Consider the following 17681-nt stretch of genomic DNA (forward strand, 5'->3'; position numbering starts at 1 on the left):
GTATGATCTCTTTAATTGAACAAATTCGTACGGGCTCTATTTGGAACTTCCCGGGCGGTGTGCACCCTGCTGAAAACAAGAAACAGTCCAATACCACTGACATCGTTCATGCAAGGCTTCCTGAAGAAATCGTTCTTCCTGTAAAACAACACATCGGTAAGCCAGGTAACTTATTGGTTGCTGCGGGTGACACTGTGCTAAAAGGCCAACAACTGACAGCCTTGGACACGGGTTTTACCTTGCCAGTACACGCACCAACATCGGGTGTGATTACCGCTATTGAACCAAGAACTACCGCTCACCCTTCAGGCTTAAGTGAACTCAGTGTGGTTATTAAACCTGACGGTTTAGACACTTGGATTGAAAAACACCCAGTTGAAGACTTTTCAACAAAGACCTCAGACGAGCTGCTTGATGTGATTCGCCAAGCTGGTATTTCAGGTATGGGCGGTGCAGGCTTCCCTACCGCGAAAAAGCTTCAGTCAGGCCTTGGCCGTACCGACATTTTGATCGTCAACGCTGCTGAGTGTGAACCTTACATCACCTCTGATGACAAGTTGCTTCAAGAACATGCCGAAGAAGTACTAAAAGGCATCGAAGTGGTTGAACACATCCTTCAACCAAAACTGACCGTGATTGGTATTGAAGACAACAAGCCAGACGCGATAAAAGCACTTGAGATTGCCGCGAAAGACAAAGATATCGTCATTCGTGTTATCCCAACCAAATACCCTTCAGGTGGTGAGAAACAGCTGATTAAGATCCTCACCAATAAAGAGGTTCCTGCTGGCGGCATCCCTGCGGATATAGGTGTTTTGGTTCAGAACGTTGGCTCTCTCTACTCAATTAAGAGAGCAGTAATCGACGGCGAACCTGTCGTTAACCGCGTTGTGACTTTAACCGGTAAGACCTTTAAGCAACCTCGTAACGTTTGGGCGCTCTTAGGCACACCAGTACATGAGTTGCTTGAAGAGTTTGGCTACAAAGCCGATAAAAAGCTGCCGCGTTTGATTTTGGGCGGCCCTATGATGGGCTTCACCTTGCCACATGCCAATGTGCCAATCACGAAAACGTCGAACTGTATTTTAGCGCCAACGCGTCGTGAAATTTCACCAAGCACTTACGAAATGGAATGTATTCGATGCAGTGCTTGTGCCGAGGCTTGCCCCGCATCACTTCTTCCTCAACAACTGCAATGGCACGCAAAAGCCAACGAGTTGGATAAGTGTGAAGAACTGAATATCAAAGACTGTATTGAATGTGGTGCTTGTGCGTTTGTCTGCCCAAGTGAAATCCCTCTTGTTCAGTACTATCGCCAAGCGAAAGCCGAAATCAAAACTCGAAAAGATGAAGCCGCTGCTGCAGAGCGCGCCAAGATTCGTTTCGAAGAGAAAAACGCTCGTATGGAGCGTGATAAAGCCGAACGTGAAAACCGCTTTAAGAAAGCCGCAGATAACCGCCGTAAAGACATGAAAACATCCGGCGGTGATGATGCTATTGCTGCTGCGATTGCTCGTGTTAAAGCACAAAAAGCCGCTGCGGATCAGGCTCCGAATGAAGAACCAGCAGTGAAACCTGCGGTTGCTGCCGCTATTGCGAAGGCAAAAGCGAAACAAGCTGCAGCTCAGAAAGCAGAAGGCGCTGAACCAGACAACTCTGAAATATCAAAACTGCGCGAAGAGCGTAAACGACAAGCTCGAGAACGCAAAGCACAACAAGCGGAATCTGCTGCTGATGCTCCGGCGGAAAGTACTGGTGATGCCAAGAAAGATGCCGTTGCTGCTGCAATAGCTCGTGCTAAAGCCAAGAAAGCGCAACAAGCGGAATCTGCTGCTGACGCTCCGGTTGAAAGCTCTGGCGATGCCAAGAAAGATGCGGTCGCTGCCGCTATTGCGCGCGCCAAAGCGAAGAAAGCTCAACAAGCGGAATCTGCTGCTGACGCTCCGGTTGAAAGCTCTGGCGATGCCAAGAAAGATGCGGTCGCTGCCGCTATTGCGCGCGCCAAAGCGAAGAAAGCTCAACAAGCTGAATTGGCTGTTGACGCTCCAGCTGAAAGCTCTGGCGATGCTAAGAAAGACGCAGTTGCTGCGGCCATTGCTCGTGCTAAAGCCAGGAAAGCTCAACAAGCGGAGTCAGCTTCTGATGCTCCGGCTGAAAGTACTGGCGATGCCAAGAAAGATGCAGTTGCTGCCACTATCGCTCGCGCTAAAGCGAAGAAAGCGCAACAAGCTGAAGCCGTTACTCAAACAGAAAGTGAAACTCCGGTTGAAAGCTCTGGCGACGCTAAGAAAGACGCCGTTGCTGCAGCTATCGCTCGTGCCAAAGCGAAGAAGGCGCAGCAAGCGAAACAGGCTGAGACAGTAGAAACTCCTAAGCCAGTACTCGAAGTGGTAGCTGAAACTCAACCAGAAGCTGTCGATCCTAAGAAAGCTGCTGTTGCTGCCGCTATCGCACGCGCTAAAGCGAAGAAAGCACAGCAAGCGAAACAGGCTGAGACAGTAGAAACTCCTAAGCCAGTACTCGAAGTGGTAGCTGAAACTCAACCAGAAGCTGTCGATCCTAAGAAAGCTGCTGTTGCTGCCGCTATAGCCCGTGCTAAAGCAAAAAAAGCACAGCAAGCTAAGCAAGCAGAAACATCTGAACCAGTAGTTGAAGTAGAAACTGATACTCAATCTGAACAGGTCGATCCGAAGAAAGCTGCTGTTGCTGCAGCTATCGCTCGTGCTAAAGCGAAAAAAGCACAGCAAGCGAAACAAGACGAAACAGTAGAAACGCCAGAGCCAGTGCTCGAAGTGGCAGCTGAGACTCAATCTGAAGCTGTTGACCCTAAAAAAGCAGCCGTTGCTGCAGCTATCGCTCGTGCTAAAGCGAAAAAAGCACAGCAAGCGAAACAAGACGAAACAGTAGAAACGCCAGAGCCAGTGCTCGAAGTGGCAGCTGAGACTCAATCTGAAGCTGTTGACCCTAAAAAAGCAGCCGTTGCTGCCGCTATTGCTCGTGCTAAAGCAAGAAAGGCACAGCAAGAGCAAGACAAAAAGAACAATGAGGAGAAAGAGTAGTGGCCTTCTTTATCGCCAGCTCACCGCACGCGCATAGCCGTAGAAGCACCCCAGATCTAATGAAATGGGTGGCTATTTGTGCATTGCCAGGTCTACTAGCTCAAACCTACTTCTTTGGATGGGGCACCCTCATCCAGTTAGTATTTGCTATTGCACTTGCTGTTACCTTTGAAGCAGCCGTCATGCTATTGAGAAAACGCCCGCCAGTAATGGCACTGCGTGATTACAGTGCTGTTGTAACCGCTTGGCTACTGAGTGTCGCGATTCCCCCACACTCTCCGTGGTGGATCCTCGTCATTGGTATGTTCTTCGCTATTATTATCGCGAAACACTTATACGGCGGCCTCGGCCAAAACCCATTCAACCCAGCGATGGTCGCTTACGTTGTTTTGTTGATCTCATTCCCAGTTCAAATGACCAGTTGGAATGCGCCGACCAGTTTAACAGCTGAAGCAACGAGTTTTGTTGACTCATTTTTGATGATCTTTACAGGCTTCAACAATGAGGGGCTGTCTCTACAGCAAGCTCGTTTAGGTATAGATGGCACCACAATGGCGACGCCGCTTGATGCATTTAAAACCGCATTAACGGCAGGCAACACCGCTTCTGAAGCTCTGTCTCAACCGCAATTCAGCTGGCTAGCTGGCGTGGGTTGGGAGTGGGTGAACCTTGCCTACCTAATTGGTGGCTTGGTACTTATTAAGCAACGCGTGATTCAATGGCATATTCCTGTGGCTTTCATCGGCAGCCTTGCGCTGTTTAGCCTAGTGTTCTTAATCTTAACTCCAGGTGAAACTGCTTCTCCAACCATTCATCTATTGTCTGGTGCGACTATGCTAGGCGCATTTTTCATTGCGACCGACCCAGTTTCAGCATCAACAACAGTGAAAGGTCGCTTAGTATTTGGCGCTCTGATCGGCGGTTTGGTATTTATCATCCGCAGTTGGGGTGGTTTCCCTGATGGCGTGGCGTTTGCTGTATTGTTAGCCAACATGTGTGTTCCACTGATTGACTACTTCACCAAACCTCGTACATACGGTCACTAAGGAGCGGATGCCATGCTAAATGCAATTAAGAAAAACGGCCTTGTACTCGCGATTTTTGCGTGTGCATCGACAGGTTTAGTGGCGGTAACCCACTACCTAACAAAAGATCAGATCAAACAGCAAGAACAGGCTCAGTTACTGTCTGTTCTTAACCAAGTGATCCCGCACGATCTTCACGACAACGAACTGTTTTCGTCTTGTACTTTAGTACAAGCAGAAGAGCTTGGTACTGAGCAAGCGATGCCAGCTTACATCGCTAAACTTAACGGTGAGCCAAGCGCGATTGCGATCGAAGCGATTGCACCAGACGGCTACAATGGCGCGATTAAAGTCATTGTTGGAATGAAGATCGACGGTACTATTTTAGGTACTCGTGTGCTTTCTCACCAAGAAACGCCAGGTTTGGGTGATAAGATTGATTTGCGTGTAAGTGATTGGATTCTTTCGTTTGCAGGCAAACAAGTAACAGATTCTAATCTTGACCGTTGGAAGGTTCGTAAAGACGGTGGTGACTTTGACCAGTTTACTGGCGCGACCATTACTCCTAGAGCGGTCGTGAAATCTGTCAAACAAGCGGTTCAGTACGTTAACCAAAACAACCAAGCATTGCTTGCTCAACCTCTAAATTGTGGTGGTGAATAATGAGTGACCATAAAACACTGATCAAAAATGGCATGTGGGCCAATAACCCCGCCCTAGTGCAACTTCTTGGGTTATGTCCACTGCTGGCTGTATCGTCAACAGTCACTAACGCGCTTGGGCTCGGCATTGCTACCTTACTTGTACTGGTCGGCTCAAACGTTTCTGTTTCTTTGGTTCGTAACCATGTACCAAAAGAAGTGCGTATCCCAGTATTCGTAATGATCATTGCATCGCTAGTAACGTGTGTTCAACTACTGATGAACGCATACGCCTATGGGCTTTACCTATCTTTGGGTATATTTATCCCGCTGATCGTAACCAACTGTATAATCATCGGTCGTGCAGAGGCCTTCGCTTCAAAAAATGAAGTGCTACCAGCGGCTCAAGATGGTTTTTGGATGGGTCTAGGCATGACATCAGTATTGGTCGTGTTAGGTGCGATGCGTGAGATTATTGGTAACGGGACCCTATTTGATGGCGCAGACCTGCTGCTTGGTGACTGGGCTTCTGTGTTACGAATCCAGATATTCCAATTTGATAACAGCTTCTTGTTAGCCCTGCTTCCACCGGGTGCCTTTATTGGTGTTGGTTTCTTAATTGCTTTGAAAAACATCATCGATAACCAAGCAAAATCTAGACAACCAAAACAAGAGAAACCAGTCATTGAACGCGCTCGCGTTACCAATGCCTAATAAGTTAAATTAGCTTAAACCCCGCTGAGCTAGCTCAATCACTCAGCGGGGAAAATCAGATCTAAACATTATATATAATAATGACGCTCATAAGAGCGCGTAACCGATGATAAAGAAGAAGCAATCCAAGCTTCATGCCCTAACTATTTGAAAGTAATGTCGCTATGAACAATGTAAAACGAGTAGAAATACTTGAGCGTTTAAGAGAAAACAACCCAAAACCAGAAACCGAGCTTAACTGGAACAGCCCTTTCGAGTTGCTGATCGCTGTGCTGTTATCTGCGCAAGCAACCGATGTCAGCGTCAACAAAGCCACGGATAAGCTTTACCCTGTGGCTAATACTCCACAAGCAATTTTCGACTTAGGTGTTGATGGCTTAAAAGAGTACATCAAAACTATCGGCTTATTTAACTCAAAAGCAGAAAACACTATCAAAACGTGTCGTATGCTGCTTGACCTACACAATGGTGAAGTACCGGAAGATCGCGCTGCATTAGAAGCCCTTCCAGGCGTTGGTCGTAAAACAGCAAACGTAGTATTGAACACCGCCTTTGGTTGGCCAACCATTGCCGTTGATACACACATCTATCGTGTATCAAACCGCACTAAGTTAGCGATGGGTAAAACCGTCGACGATGTCGAGGCAAAGCTACTCAAAGTTATTCCCAAAGAATTCAAACTGGATGTCCACCATTGGCTCATTCTTCATGGTCGTTACACCTGTGTCGCGCGTAAACCACGCTGTGGCAGCTGTATCATTGAAGACTTGTGTGAGTACTCTCCACCAAAAAAAACGTAAAGAACCAACATGCGGTAAAGTCAGGGATTCCAGTTGGAATCCTTTTTTTTTGCTTTACAAATATTAAAAGTACACATATGGTATATTTATGTGTAACTAATAGTCAGTTTTGCAATGGTTGGTTTGAGTAAAAGTATTCAAGTTAAGATATACAAGAATATAAATAACACTTCTTTTCCCGTAGTTGTTCGGGGGAGTGGTCTACCTTGCTGCTTGTACCTTAACGCTTATCTTAATGGCAATCATAAGTCCCCACTTTCAAAGGTGAATTCAAAAAAGGGGAAATCAAAACCGTCACCATCATTCTACACTCGAAAGAAATATGCTTATGAGTTGAAGTTTTTGTACTGCTTCTTCATGCAAAAGAACATTGACCTTGTCGAGCGTGTAGCAAGTGGCACTTTTCTATCTATCGAGGAAATAGACGGTTATATTCGTGCTTGTAAATTCTATGTGGACACTGAGGATGAGAGCGAAAGCGGCACTGTAGTTAGCCTTACCGATAAAAGAATCAGGGATGCAATCCATGCGACATCCAACAGTCAACCAGAAGTATCAGCGCATACTTTTCATCAACGCCTCAACCGTCTTAAAGCCTACATTGAATTTTTATATGTGTACCATCACTACGATAAAGCTGAGACTGAGCAGCAAATCTCCACGGATGACCAATTTAATAAGTTCAAACTCTACATCAGTACAGCAATTTCTAGCTCCCGAAAAGACAATACCATCACAAAAGATCCCCTTGAATCGGTGATTCCATCCGATAAATTTTTTAATTTATTAGAGGTTATTCAAGAGCGTTCTTCAAACAACCCCTTTAAGTCGAGCAAGCTTCGAAACCAAATTATCACCCAAATATTGATTGATACCGGTGTTCGTGTTGGGGCTGTCTTGAAATTGAAAGTGAGTGATTTAGTGGACGATTGGGGCAATCCTAGATTCCTGCTCACCCGAACCCCCGATGACCCAACGGACACAAGGCGTCTTCCCGCTGCAAACAAAACAAAAGCATTATCTGTTTCAATCTCTCACGATTTAATGAAGCTGATTAAGCTCTACATCGAAACAGTGCGCAAAAGTACACCAAACTCTCATGAACATGATTTCCTTTTCATCTCAGAAAAAGGAAGAACTATCGGAAAGCCAATGTCTTACAACGCAATTCACAAGGTCATTAAGACGATTGGAGATTGCGTTGGGATAGCACTACACCCACATCTACTTCGTCATAAATGGAATGAAATCTTTGAAAACAAAGCCAAAGCGAAAGGGTTCTCACCAGATAAAATCGAAGACCTTCGCAAATATGCGATGGGTTGGGTAGAAGATTCAAAAATGGCATCAGTCTACAACGAGTTCCAATTAGCCATGACGATCGCTGAAATTTCATCCAAGAACCAGAGCCAATCCGTACCCAACCTGAGAGGTCGCAAATGAACAGCGCTGAACTTAAAAGCTTAAAAGATAGCTACCAAGGTAAACGAACCTTTCAATCAAAAGAAACAGGCTACGAGTTCGATCTTTTTTCTGATAAATGGCTGCTTGGCTACAAGAAAACCCTGTACCTTGACTGGATAAATGCGTTAGATAGCGAAACCTTTCTCGACCTTCGGCTGGCTATCGCGCACGCTGCTAAACATTATGCTTATATAAGCCTATATGGGCATGTCAGCATCTTAAAAACCATTTGCAATTATTTAGAGCCAACGACTTTTGAGGCGTGGTGGTTAACGCTCACGGGCTATAAAAAAAATGTAAAAGATGCCCTATACGCATTTAACAAACGAAGTCATGAGTACAGCAGCAGTCTTCTTACTCCGCTCTTTGACATCGTTAAGAATGAGAATTTAGGCAGACAAGGTCACAAAAAAAATATCCTTGATGAAGCAACGGGGGCTTACAGTGAAATCGAGCGAGATAACCTTCTTGAAGCACTAAGAATTGAAACCCTCCATGCACTCAGCAGTGAGATTGCAACAGTAAAGCCTTCCACTCGCCTTAGAAACGTTCTAGCTTGTCAGTTGATGGTGGCCATTGTAAGAAGACCTACGCAACTGGTTAAAATTAAATGGTGTGACCTTTTGCGGGTCGGTCAAACATTTAAGTCGCACAAAGAAAGCAACCGTGATTGGCAACCTTTAACACAGCATCATTTTTCTGATGTAGAGCAATTGCACCTACGAACCTTCAAAGGTAAAAATGGAGCGTTTAGAGTCGATGCCGAGTCACGTTCTCATCGCCTGGAGCCAAGTCTGTCTGAATTGTTGCTTCAGTATTACCAAGTGTACGAAACCTTCCTTTGCGCTTCATTGAGCAAGAGCGGCGTTGTCCTCTCTGAGAGTGAAACAAAAGAGCTGATGCAACGACTTCCCTTGTTGCCAGACCAAAGCTTATTCTCGGTAGGATTTGATACCAAGGAGAGTCTCTTTCAATCCGTGAGCGATACATCAGAGGCTTTCCACCTATCTTCGGTTGCTCTTGCCCATAATATAGCTTACCTCTTCAATAAAAAATTAAGTATTAAAAGTGACCGAATAGCGCATAAGCCCCTTGCATTTAAAAACAATCGCTGGCGTCATACCCAGTTAACCCTCGCCGCTTGGATGGGGTTAAGCCCTGCGCAAGTTGCTGCCATTACAGGTGTCACGGTAGAGGCAATACAAGATTACCTTGATTTAAAAGCGCCTGAACGAGTCAAAATTGACGAAGCCTTTGCGGGTAACAGTGTCATCCAACGTTTTGATAGCGTATCTTCGAAAGAATTACAGCAACACGCTGACTTTAAAGTGAAAAGCCCATTTAATGAAGAGATGGGGCACAAGCTTAACCCAGCCAACTGCTCAAGCTGTCAATCAAAGGGAGCCGCCCCAATGGGGTGCTATCCCTGTGATAACTTTCGACCTTTGGAAACCGCAAACCATCAGCAATATTTAGATAAGGCAGAGCGTAAACTGGCGATTAATAGTCAATCAGGCCACCCCGCTACGGTTAAACGACTGCAAACCATTATTCTCTATATCAGAGTGACAATGATGCTGTGTGAAGAACGACAAACCATGAAAGTGGGAGTGCAAAAATGAGTCAGATTAACCGCTACATTGATAATCAACGCGCTTATGTCGCCAAAAAGAAAGCACAGCCTCTGATTGGATTTACCAACGCTCAAGGTGAGCAGGCATCTTGGGAAGATATTGCTGTCACATTTACCGATAGTGACAACAGAACCCAGAATATTTTCTTTAATAATCTAAATAAAAAGATGCCAAAAGTGGGAACGCGCTTCACGGACGAAGATCGATTAGCAACTGAGATACATGACTTATTATTGACCTATGCACTTGATATATTGAAAGAAAACATATCTATAAACTATAAAGGAAATAAAATCACAGTCGCAAGACTCTTCCTTTGCCACCTAAATGAGAATATCGCGACCGCCACCCTTGAAAGGATTCAATCTGCCATCAACCTGATGACATGCAGCGCTAACTTAACATCTTTTATCAACTGGCTTCATCAACATAAAATGCTCGCGAAAAGCTGTCAGCCCTACATCAATACTAACGCTGAAACACTTCGCTTTAAAAGTGGCGATGATGCATTGCAAGCGGAACAAAACAAGCTTCCGTCGGAAAACGCATTACTGGCGCTCGGGGCTATCTTCTATGATGTTATTCCAGCCTATCAGGATGGTGACAAGGAAGGTGCTGAGGCTTGGCAACCCCTTTTATTACCAATGCAAGAGCAGCGAGACAGCTTTAGTTGCACCATGGCAGCACTTGGCATGGCTTCACCCAATCGAATCGGCGCAGAGCAAGTGCTTTTAACAGTGCAACGCATAAAGCCTCATACACAAGTTGTCGATGGCAAGAAAAAAACTGTGCATTACCTCAACTGGCGAGGCTCGAAGGGGTACAAGGATAATGCAAACCACATTAATGCAGAAATGGTCGATAGCTTAGACAGAGCCTTGCACTACACAATTCTCGCTACAGAGCCTGCAAGAGCGCTGGCTCGGTTCTATCAAAAGCCGAACCGCCCTCTAAAAGAAGTGCTCGGTGAATTTAAGCCCAGCGATGAGAATATTGCCCTGCTTAATCCTTCCATGAGCAAATCAACCAACCTATTACACCTTGGTTTGCTGCTGGGCTTTTTTGACGGTAGTGACAAATGTGTGTGCGTCACGCCTGATACGAATGGAGCAATAGATAGGACGTATAGACCGCAGCATCCAAAGTTCATCAAGCCGATAGCACAGCTTGAAGCCTTCGACACACTGGTGTTTAAAATAAATTGCCCTTACTCTCAAGCCCTTACAGGATGTCCGTTTTCAAAGCAGTATCAATACGATAAGTACACAGCAGGCAAGAAAGAACTCACCGTGGCAGGGTTTCAGAATCACATCATCAAGATGAATCTATCTCGTCTAAAAGGTTACAACAATGCACAAACTAAGTATGTCGATTTTGAGAGCGCACTATTTGCCTACACACAAAAGCAGTTTGGCGGCCAAGTGACACACCCCTTCCTTTTAGTGCCTATAAGCTCGCTAAGTGGCCTCTTTTCTGACGACCTAATCAAAGGCAATAAAAATCGGCTTACGCTCTTTGAGCGACACGGGTTCTCATCCAGCTTTTTGCTCAAGCCGCACCAACTGCGCCATTGGCAAAATAATTTTCTTGCGAAAAAAGGACTGCCTCACCACCTTATTTCTATGTTGTCAGGCAGAAAGAGCGCCGAGCAGACACTGACCTATATCCATACCACTGACGCTCAAAACGCTTCTGTCATTGGGGATATCTCTTACTCTAATGAACCAGAAAGCGAGGTCGAAAATAAGCTAAAGCTTCGTCTCTCGACCATGGAACAATTTAATGAGGCTATCGACAATGAAACGCCGACTTTTGTTCATGAGACAGGCTTTTGCGATCAAAACCTTGCCCTCTCAGCCTGTACTTATATGTCGGAGTTTGAGACGCAATGTGCGTTATGCTCATCTTCTTGTCATGTAACCCATGATAGGGAGGCAATAGACTTACTCCAAAAGGATTTGAAAGTGCAAACGCACAACTTGGAGAGGATTCAAGCGTCTATCAACTTTGAAACAAGTGAAGGGCAGCACAAGTGGTACAAAACCTATTATCGCAATACTTGCATGCTAAAAAAACTCATTGAAGTGCTGTCCGATGAGGCAATAGAAGAAGGTCGTATGGTGCGCTTGCTAGCTCGCTCAAACAGCATAAGAATCACTAACTTAGAGACCCAAACGGTGGAAGAGCAAAAGTTAGCGTTGCCTGATGCCGAACAAGCCCTGCAAGCTGCTATTGAGGCAAAAAACGACAAAAACCAAGATGAAGCAACGGATAATTTCTTAGGCTTTCTGGACTCACTCTAGGGTAAACAATATGGCACTTAAATCACTAGAAACCGACCAACAAATTTCCATACAGGCCCTTATTCGAAGCTGGGAAGGCAAGTTAACATGGGATTTATTAGTCACAAAAGTAGAATCCAGCTTAGGTATTGCAACCACGAGGCAAACGCTCGACAAGTACGCCAATATCAAGCACGAGTACAAACAGAAAAAGCAAGTCTTAAGGGGCAAGCCTGTTTCGCCTGAAAACAAGGAATTGCTTACTTACTTGCAAAAAGACGTGGATTTAGCAGAAAAGGTGATACAGCTGGAAGCGCAACTTACGGTCGCACAGTCAGAGATTGGTAAGCTTCAGGCTTTCATTCAAAAGTTATCCAGCATAGGCAAAACTAACCCAAGTGTCATGGATGTGTTTCAAAAGACCTTACAAGACGTTGAGCGCAGCAATAAGTAGAAATAGAGCTAAACCTCGAATTACGATATAGCGAGAGATAACATGGCAAGTGGTCAGCAGAAAGCACAGCAAAACTTGGAAGCATTTGAAGTGTGGAAAGCCACACAGACGGACGATGACTTTAAGCAAATCATGTTCCGAGGTCAGCTTAATCGAAACGAGGTGGCAAAGGGCATCGGCTGTGGAAAATCGGCGTTAAACCAAAACCCTGCCCTCAAAGAAGCGCTCAAAGCCTTAGAAGATAAACTGCGCGGCAAAGGTGTCCTGCCACCGTTGAGCGACGCTGCCAACAAAAATGAGGGCAAACCTCAAGCCTACGACAACACAGCAAATCGAAAGCTGCTCGATTCAAAACGGGTGTCGTCATTAGAAGCTGAGAACATTGAATTGAAAGCCAAGGTCAAGGAGCTTGAAAAGCGACTTGAGCGCTTTGGTGAGCTATCTGAAACTTTATCCGAAATGGGGTTGATGCCACGATGAATAGCGCTTTGCATGAAGACCAAATGCGTGTCACCAGTATCCCTTATCGCTCGAACAAGATGGTGATATTCAGCGGTGTACCGCTGGCGAAAGACTCTTACAAAACTAATAGTGGGAAGTATTACGTCACTATCAAAGCCGACCCCGATAGTATCCCTGTGCTTCCAACGCTGGGTCAGCACTGGTCAGTCAAAGGCGCTCGCCAGATAGAAAATATGGAGATGGGTGATTATGTCATGCAGCAGCACACGTATGAATCACCCAAGCATGTTGAATGCATGCTGCCCGAAACTGGCGAACAACTCATTCGTTTTATCGCAAGAGAAACTGACTTTAAAGGCATTGGTGAAAGCAAAGCTAGGGCGCTCTGGCAGCTCTTAGGTAAAGACTTCCATGCCACACTGCAAAATGACATCCCAGACTCTAGAAAGCGTCTAACATCGATTCTGAGTGACGATTCAGTGGAAGCGCTCTTTAAGGGGTACGCCAAATATAAAAACCTGGCACATTGCAACTGGATGAGTGAGCACAACATCCCCGCCAGTGTGCAGCAACGGCTGCTCAAGCATCACGGTGAAGCCTCTATAGAGGTAATTAAAGATAATCCTTATGCTTTGATGGGCTTTGGTCTTTCGTTCAGTGCCATTGAAGATATTATCAAGGCAACGGATTTTAAGAGCGATGTTGCGAAGGATGACCCAAGAAGGCTCAGCGCGGCTCTGGAAATGTCTATTCGCAAAGAGATTGAAAAAGGTCACACCTATACCACTCATGCCAATGTGCGCCCTTACCTCAACAAACTATTGAAAGACAAAACACTGGTCACTCAGTCGTTCCAATCCGGCCATGATAAAGCTCAGTATATTTTAAATCCCGACACAGGAGCCTACCACCCAACGGCGCAACTTCTGATGGAAAGTGTCGTTGCCAAACGGCTTAATGCACTGACTAAGCGAAATGACTTATTTGATGAAAACGCCAATGCTGCCTATTGCTCTGCGGCTGCGGAACTGCCCTATGACTTAACCTCCAAGCAAATCGAGGCCGCAATAACATGCCTGGACAACTCTGTAAGCTGCATTACTGGCGGTGCTGGGACTGGCAAGACAACGGTACTTAGAACGGCTCTCAGGGCTTACCGTCAACTCGGCTTTGAGATACACGCGGTTGCGCTCAGTGGTCGCGCTGCAATGAGGCTACATGAGTCAATCGGCTTTATCACTTCAACTATTGCTAAGTTACTTCGTAAGGAACCGATTGAGCCAAGTGTTGAGCAGCCGAATCATCTACTGGTGATTGATGAAGCGAGCATGATTGACTTGCCGACGATGTATCGCCTTGTGAATCACATTCATCCCTCTGTACGATTGATATTCACTGGCGACCCGGACCAACTACCACCGATCGGCTGTGGTAAGGTACTGGCAGATATCGTTAAAGCAAAAACGGTGGCTAATACGATGCTGGATATCGTCAAGAGACAGGAAGGTTCAACGGGTATCCCTGAATACTCAATGCTCATCAATCAAGGTGTGATACCTGATCAATTAAGCACGGGGACAATACACTTTCACGAAACCAGCACAACAGACATTGCCAAAGTCTGTTGTGAGCTTTACCAAGAGTCCCCTGAAAGCAGTCGTGTCATGGCTCCAACCAAGGCGCTCGTATCAGAAATTAATAAACTCACCCAACAAGCGGTCAATCCAAACAGCGATAGCCTTGAATTCGAAATCAATGGCGACAAGTTCTTTCTACCACTTAGCTTGAATGATGCGGTTTTATTCACGCAGAATCATTACGAGAAAGGCATTCAGAACGGCTCTCTTGGCACTCTAACCAGCGTCAAGCCTTCTGGTGACAGTTACGGTGAAGTAACACTGGATACGGGTGAAAAGGTCGAGGTAACACAAACCGTTCTAGACTGCATGGAGTTGGGTTATGCAATCACCTTGCACAAAGCTCAAGGATCACAGTTCCCGCGCATCATTATCGCCCTGCAAAAAGGAAGAATAGTTGATAGAGCTTGGCTCTATACTGCAATTACGAGGGCTGAAAGTGAAATTCATATTGTCGGTAGTAGCAAGGAAATGAAGCAGATTACCGAAGCACTTAGCCACTCTCATAAGAGGAACAGTTACCTGGAAAAGCTGTTGCAGTAGTATTTTGTTGCAGTAGGTATTTAAAACTCGTTTATGCCCCATTTCTTCTTAGCATAATTACTCATACTCAATATTTTGATACGTTTTTGCCTACTAATTCTTATCCGAAAGGTATGTGATATTCGCATATCGATGACTATTGACCGGCAGACTTTCATTTTTGGACTCTTTTCTCTTACTTTTTATGTGGTTAAGCATTGAAAGCTATGTACATCTACCCCATATAAAATTAGGTAATCGCGTGCATATGGGTGAAAAATGTCAGTTTCAGAAGATTTCAAACAGTTTTTAGTAAACATCCGAGTCGACAACTCGGAGAGTATCAGCGAGCGCTATGGTCAAATCACCAAAGCGTTAAACAAGAAGTTTCGTAACACTGAATCAACAACATCTAACACGCTTCAGGTTGGCTCATATGGACGATTCACAGGTATCAAAGGTATCTCTGACCTCGATATGCTTTACATCATGCCTGGCTGCAAATGGGAAACCTATAAGGACAAGCAAAGTCAACTGCTCAAAGACACCAAAGAGGCCATCTTGGCACGCTACCCAACAACAGATGTGAAAGTCGACAGCTTGGTCGTTGTGGTTAAGTACAAGAATTTCAAGGTCGAGGTGCAGTCTGTTTTCGAGCAGGACGATGGCAGTTTCAAATATCCTTACACGCACAATGGTGGTTCATGGCGCTTCACAAAGCCGAAGGATGAAATGAAAGCCATGAAAGAGCTCAACGAGACGAAAAACAAGAACCTAAGACCGCTTTGTAAGATGGCTCGTGCTTGGAAGAATAAGCATGGCGTAGCAATGGGTGGCCTTCTGATAGACACTCTTGCCCATAATTTCCTAAAAGGTACCACTGACTATGACAACACGGGGCCTCTTTATTACGACGAAATGTGCCGTGATTTCTTTGAATACCTAGGCAACTTACCGAAACAAGAACGATGGGGCGCTTTAGGCAGCAATCAGCATGTAAAAGTGAAGAAAAACTTTCAGAGAGCTGCCAAAAAAACTTTTGATCTCTGTGTTGAAGCCATCGATGATGACAACAACAACGAAAGATGGCGGAAAGTTTTCGGGCGTGGTTACCCTCAAAATGCAGAGAACCTTAAGGCAATCGCCGAAAATCGCCAGACTTGGCGCGATACGGAAGAGTTTATTGCTGATAAGTACCCCGTGGATATCCGGTATCATATGGCCATCGACTGCGATGTTTCCCAAAATGGGTACCGCGAATATTCACTCTCTGAGATGTTACGCTTATTCATTCCTTTAAGAGCTCGCAAGTCTCTGTCTTTCAGTGTTAGTGAAATTGAAGTGCCTCAGCCATATTTACTTAAATGGAAAGTGCTCAATCGAGGGCCGGAAGCAGAGCGTAGAGATTGCATTCGAGGTCAAATTTCAGATGATACGGGCTATGGAAATCGCAGCGAATCAACCTCCTTCAATGGTGAGCACTCCGTTGAATGCTACGCCATCAAAGACGGTGTCGTTGTGGCTCGGTCGGAAATTACTGTTCCGATATCTAACTGAGGCTGCCAATGGACAAAGTAATACTCAAAAAAGACATCGCCGAATTAGCTTATAACGTTACGTACGGGGCTAATCGACATTTCGCGACGTTTGACATTGTATCTAGGCTTCCCGCGTGGATTGGCTTTTCGTCTCTAGCCTTCGGTATCGTCGGGTTGGCCTTCAAAGTCACTACTGACTTAACTTCTGTGGTCTTTATTCTGCTCTCGATAGCTGCCTTGTTCATTACCATGTATGAGCCCAAGAAGACAGACTATGAGAAGCGAGGCGTCCACCTTACTAAGTTGTCCGGTCAGCTCCTTTCACTGTACCGAAAATCAGAGACTGACGAACTGGATATTTTACAGGAGGTTAACAAAGAGTTCCTAGAGTTGAAGGACGCCTACTATTCTGATGGCGGTAACATTGGACAACAGATTCTGTTTAGTGATGTTTTGGCTCACTACAAAATGTTTGGTGTCAAAAAACAGCAAAATCAGTGGTTTGTAGGTGAGCTAAATCTAACTCTGTTTCGAGACAAAATTCCGTTCTTTATCTTATTGGTAAGTGGTCTAGCGGTATTAGTAATCGTGATATTTGGCTTATATAAGCTTTTCGCATGTCAATTGATTTCATACATCGCTCAGTACTCTTGTTGACGACGAAAAAGGTAGAGGGTTGGCATTGCTATCCCTCTCCAGTTACAAAACTGTACCTAAGTACACTGGTAAAATAATGGATAAGTACACATTTATATCTGAAATGACTAAAGCGTTAGCTTGGCCTGGAACGTTGATTGTCGTCTTACTACTATTGCGTAAGCCTCTGGTTTCTTTGGTCCCTTTCATGCACAAATTGAAATTTAAAGAGTTCGAGATGGAATTCTCAGAAAAGGTTCAATCATTAAAGTCTGAAGCTGAAATCGATAAAACTTCGGAAGTTGACACTCCAGCAATGAATATCCTTTCTTTCTCTACACGAGCTGCGGTGTTGGAGGCATGGATAGAACTCGAGAATGTTGCTGCATCAATAGCTGCATCTTTTTGGAGTTCGTCAAATACATCGCCATTTAAAAACTATGCGAAGCTAGGACATTACCTTCATCAATGCGGTGTCCTGAACGACTCGCAACTTAATTCTTTCGATGAACTGCGAAAGCTGCGAAATCAACTTGCGCATACGGAAGAAGTTGAGTTAACAGAAAATGATGCAAAGGCTTACATTATGGTCGCATCTAATCTAGTTAATCAAATTAAGTTGCTCTGATCTGCTCTAGTGATTCTGTGCACTCGCATAGGTGGCTTTGCCATACTTCAGGTAATTTATCCTTTATTAAATTAGCAAAAGCGAAACTCGGAAATGTCCAGTTACGTGCCAGCAAGTCATCCTGGCACACTTCAGCTCCAATCCTTGCAATAAGTTGATCAAACTTTATTACCCTCCGACAGAAG

14 protein-coding genes are annotated in these 17681 nt (G+C 45.1%); all 14 read left to right on the forward strand.

Annotated elements, in window-relative coordinates; genetic code table 11:
• The first annotated feature begins 2 nt into the window (after positions 1-2).
• The 14 genes from rsxC to BCU34_RS09020 all read left to right on the forward strand — a co-directional run bounded on the left by rsxC (position 3) and on the right by BCU34_RS09020 (position 17496).
• Positions 3-3059: an electron transport complex subunit RsxC gene (gene rsxC / locus BCU34_RS08955; protein ID WP_413286270.1), complete on the forward strand. Its 3057-nt coding sequence runs from the start codon at positions 3-5 to the stop codon at positions 3057-3059.
• Positions 3059-4105, forward strand: a complete 1047-nt coding sequence (gene rsxD / locus BCU34_RS08960; protein WP_102478797.1) for an electron transport complex subunit RsxD — start codon at positions 3059-3061, stop codon at positions 4103-4105. The genes rsxC and rsxD overlap by 1 nt, the downstream gene beginning before the upstream one ends.
• A gap of 12 nt (positions 4106-4117) precedes the next feature.
• A complete protein-coding gene (gene rsxG / locus BCU34_RS08965; RefSeq protein WP_048662060.1) occupies positions 4118-4747 on the forward strand; it encodes an electron transport complex subunit RsxG in 630 nt (209 codons plus the stop codon).
• Complete coding sequence (locus BCU34_RS08970; protein ID WP_012603531.1) at positions 4747-5439, forward strand: electron transport complex subunit E; 693 nt, start codon at positions 4747-4749, stop codon at positions 5437-5439. Before rsxG ends, BCU34_RS08970 begins: the two co-directional genes overlap by 1 nt.
• A 164-nt stretch (positions 5440-5603) precedes the next feature.
• On the forward strand, positions 5604-6239 hold the full coding sequence (nth, locus tag BCU34_RS08975) for an endonuclease III (protein WP_061038813.1): 636 nt from the start codon (positions 5604-5606) through the stop codon (positions 6237-6239).
• Positions 6240-6596: 357 nt separating this feature from the next.
• Positions 6597-7682 carry a tyrosine-type recombinase/integrase gene (locus BCU34_RS08980; RefSeq protein ID WP_198592776.1) on the forward strand — a complete coding sequence of 362 codons (1086 nt, stop codon included), beginning with the start codon at positions 6597-6599 and terminating at the stop codon, positions 7680-7682.
• A complete protein-coding gene (locus BCU34_RS08985) occupies positions 7679-9325 on the forward strand; it encodes a hypothetical protein (RefSeq protein WP_102478799.1) in 1647 nt (548 codons plus the stop codon). Before BCU34_RS08980 ends, BCU34_RS08985 begins: the two co-directional genes overlap by 4 nt.
• Positions 9322-11640 carry a hypothetical protein gene (locus BCU34_RS08990; RefSeq protein WP_102478800.1) on the forward strand — a complete coding sequence of 773 codons (2319 nt, stop codon included), beginning with the start codon at positions 9322-9324 and terminating at the stop codon, positions 11638-11640. Before BCU34_RS08985 ends, BCU34_RS08990 begins: the two co-directional genes overlap by 4 nt.
• 10 nt (positions 11641-11650) lie before the next feature.
• Positions 11651-12073 (forward strand): hypothetical protein, encoded by a 423-nt coding sequence (locus tag BCU34_RS08995; RefSeq protein ID WP_102266967.1) that lies wholly within the window; start codon positions 11651-11653, stop codon positions 12071-12073.
• Between the two features lie 42 nt (positions 12074-12115).
• Positions 12116-12553, forward strand: coding sequence for a VPA1267 family protein (locus BCU34_RS09000; protein ID WP_061026075.1), 438 nt, complete (start codon positions 12116-12118; stop codon positions 12551-12553).
• Entirely contained in the window at positions 12550-14715 is a 2166-nt protein-coding gene (locus tag BCU34_RS09005) for an AAA family ATPase (protein WP_061040159.1), read from the forward strand. The genes BCU34_RS09000 and BCU34_RS09005 overlap by 4 nt, the downstream gene beginning before the upstream one ends.
• Positions 14716-14973: 258 nt before the next feature.
• Entirely contained in the window at positions 14974-16251 is a 1278-nt protein-coding gene (locus tag BCU34_RS09010; RefSeq protein ID WP_102478801.1) for a nucleotide-binding domain-containing protein, read from the forward strand.
• A gap of 8 nt (positions 16252-16259) precedes the next feature.
• A complete protein-coding gene (locus BCU34_RS09015) occupies positions 16260-16889 on the forward strand; it encodes an SLATT domain-containing protein (RefSeq protein WP_102478802.1) in 630 nt (209 codons plus the stop codon).
• A 76-nt stretch (positions 16890-16965) separates the two neighbouring features.
• Positions 16966-17496: a hypothetical protein gene (locus BCU34_RS09020; protein WP_102478803.1), complete on the forward strand. Its 531-nt coding sequence runs from the start codon at positions 16966-16968 to the stop codon at positions 17494-17496.
• Positions 17497-17681 lie beyond the last annotated feature (185 nt).

It is taken from the genome of Vibrio sp. 10N.286.45.E10 (assembly GCF_002874195.2).
Classification (GTDB): Bacteria; Pseudomonadota; Gammaproteobacteria; order Enterobacterales; family Vibrionaceae; genus Vibrio; species Vibrio crassostreae.

Coding starts and splice junctions, on each gene's coding strand:
- rsxC (WP_413286270.1), top strand. CDS start 3: ATGATCTCTTTAATTGAACAAATTCGTACGGGCTCTATTTGGAACTTC.
- rsxG (WP_048662060.1), top strand. CDS start 4,118: ATGCTAAATGCAATTAAGAAAAACGGCCTTGTACTCGCGATTTTTGCG.
- BCU34_RS08970 (WP_012603531.1), top strand. CDS start 4,747: ATGAGTGACCATAAAACACTGATCAAAAATGGCATGTGGGCCAATAAC.
- nth (WP_061038813.1), top strand. CDS start 5,604: ATGAACAATGTAAAACGAGTAGAAATACTTGAGCGTTTAAGAGAAAAC.
- BCU34_RS08980 (WP_198592776.1), top strand. CDS start 6,597: ATGCAAAAGAACATTGACCTTGTCGAGCGTGTAGCAAGTGGCACTTTT.
- BCU34_RS08985 (WP_102478799.1), top strand. CDS start 7,679: ATGAACAGCGCTGAACTTAAAAGCTTAAAAGATAGCTACCAAGGTAAA.
- BCU34_RS08990 (WP_102478800.1), top strand. CDS start 9,322: ATGAGTCAGATTAACCGCTACATTGATAATCAACGCGCTTATGTCGCC.
- BCU34_RS08995 (WP_102266967.1), top strand. CDS start 11,651: ATGGCACTTAAATCACTAGAAACCGACCAACAAATTTCCATACAGGCC.
- BCU34_RS09000 (WP_061026075.1), top strand. CDS start 12,116: ATGGCAAGTGGTCAGCAGAAAGCACAGCAAAACTTGGAAGCATTTGAA.
- BCU34_RS09005 (WP_061040159.1), top strand. CDS start 12,550: ATGAATAGCGCTTTGCATGAAGACCAAATGCGTGTCACCAGTATCCCT.
- BCU34_RS09010 (WP_102478801.1), top strand. CDS start 14,974: ATGTCAGTTTCAGAAGATTTCAAACAGTTTTTAGTAAACATCCGAGTC.
- BCU34_RS09015 (WP_102478802.1), top strand. CDS start 16,260: ATGGACAAAGTAATACTCAAAAAAGACATCGCCGAATTAGCTTATAAC.
- BCU34_RS09020 (WP_102478803.1), top strand. CDS start 16,966: ATGGATAAGTACACATTTATATCTGAAATGACTAAAGCGTTAGCTTGG.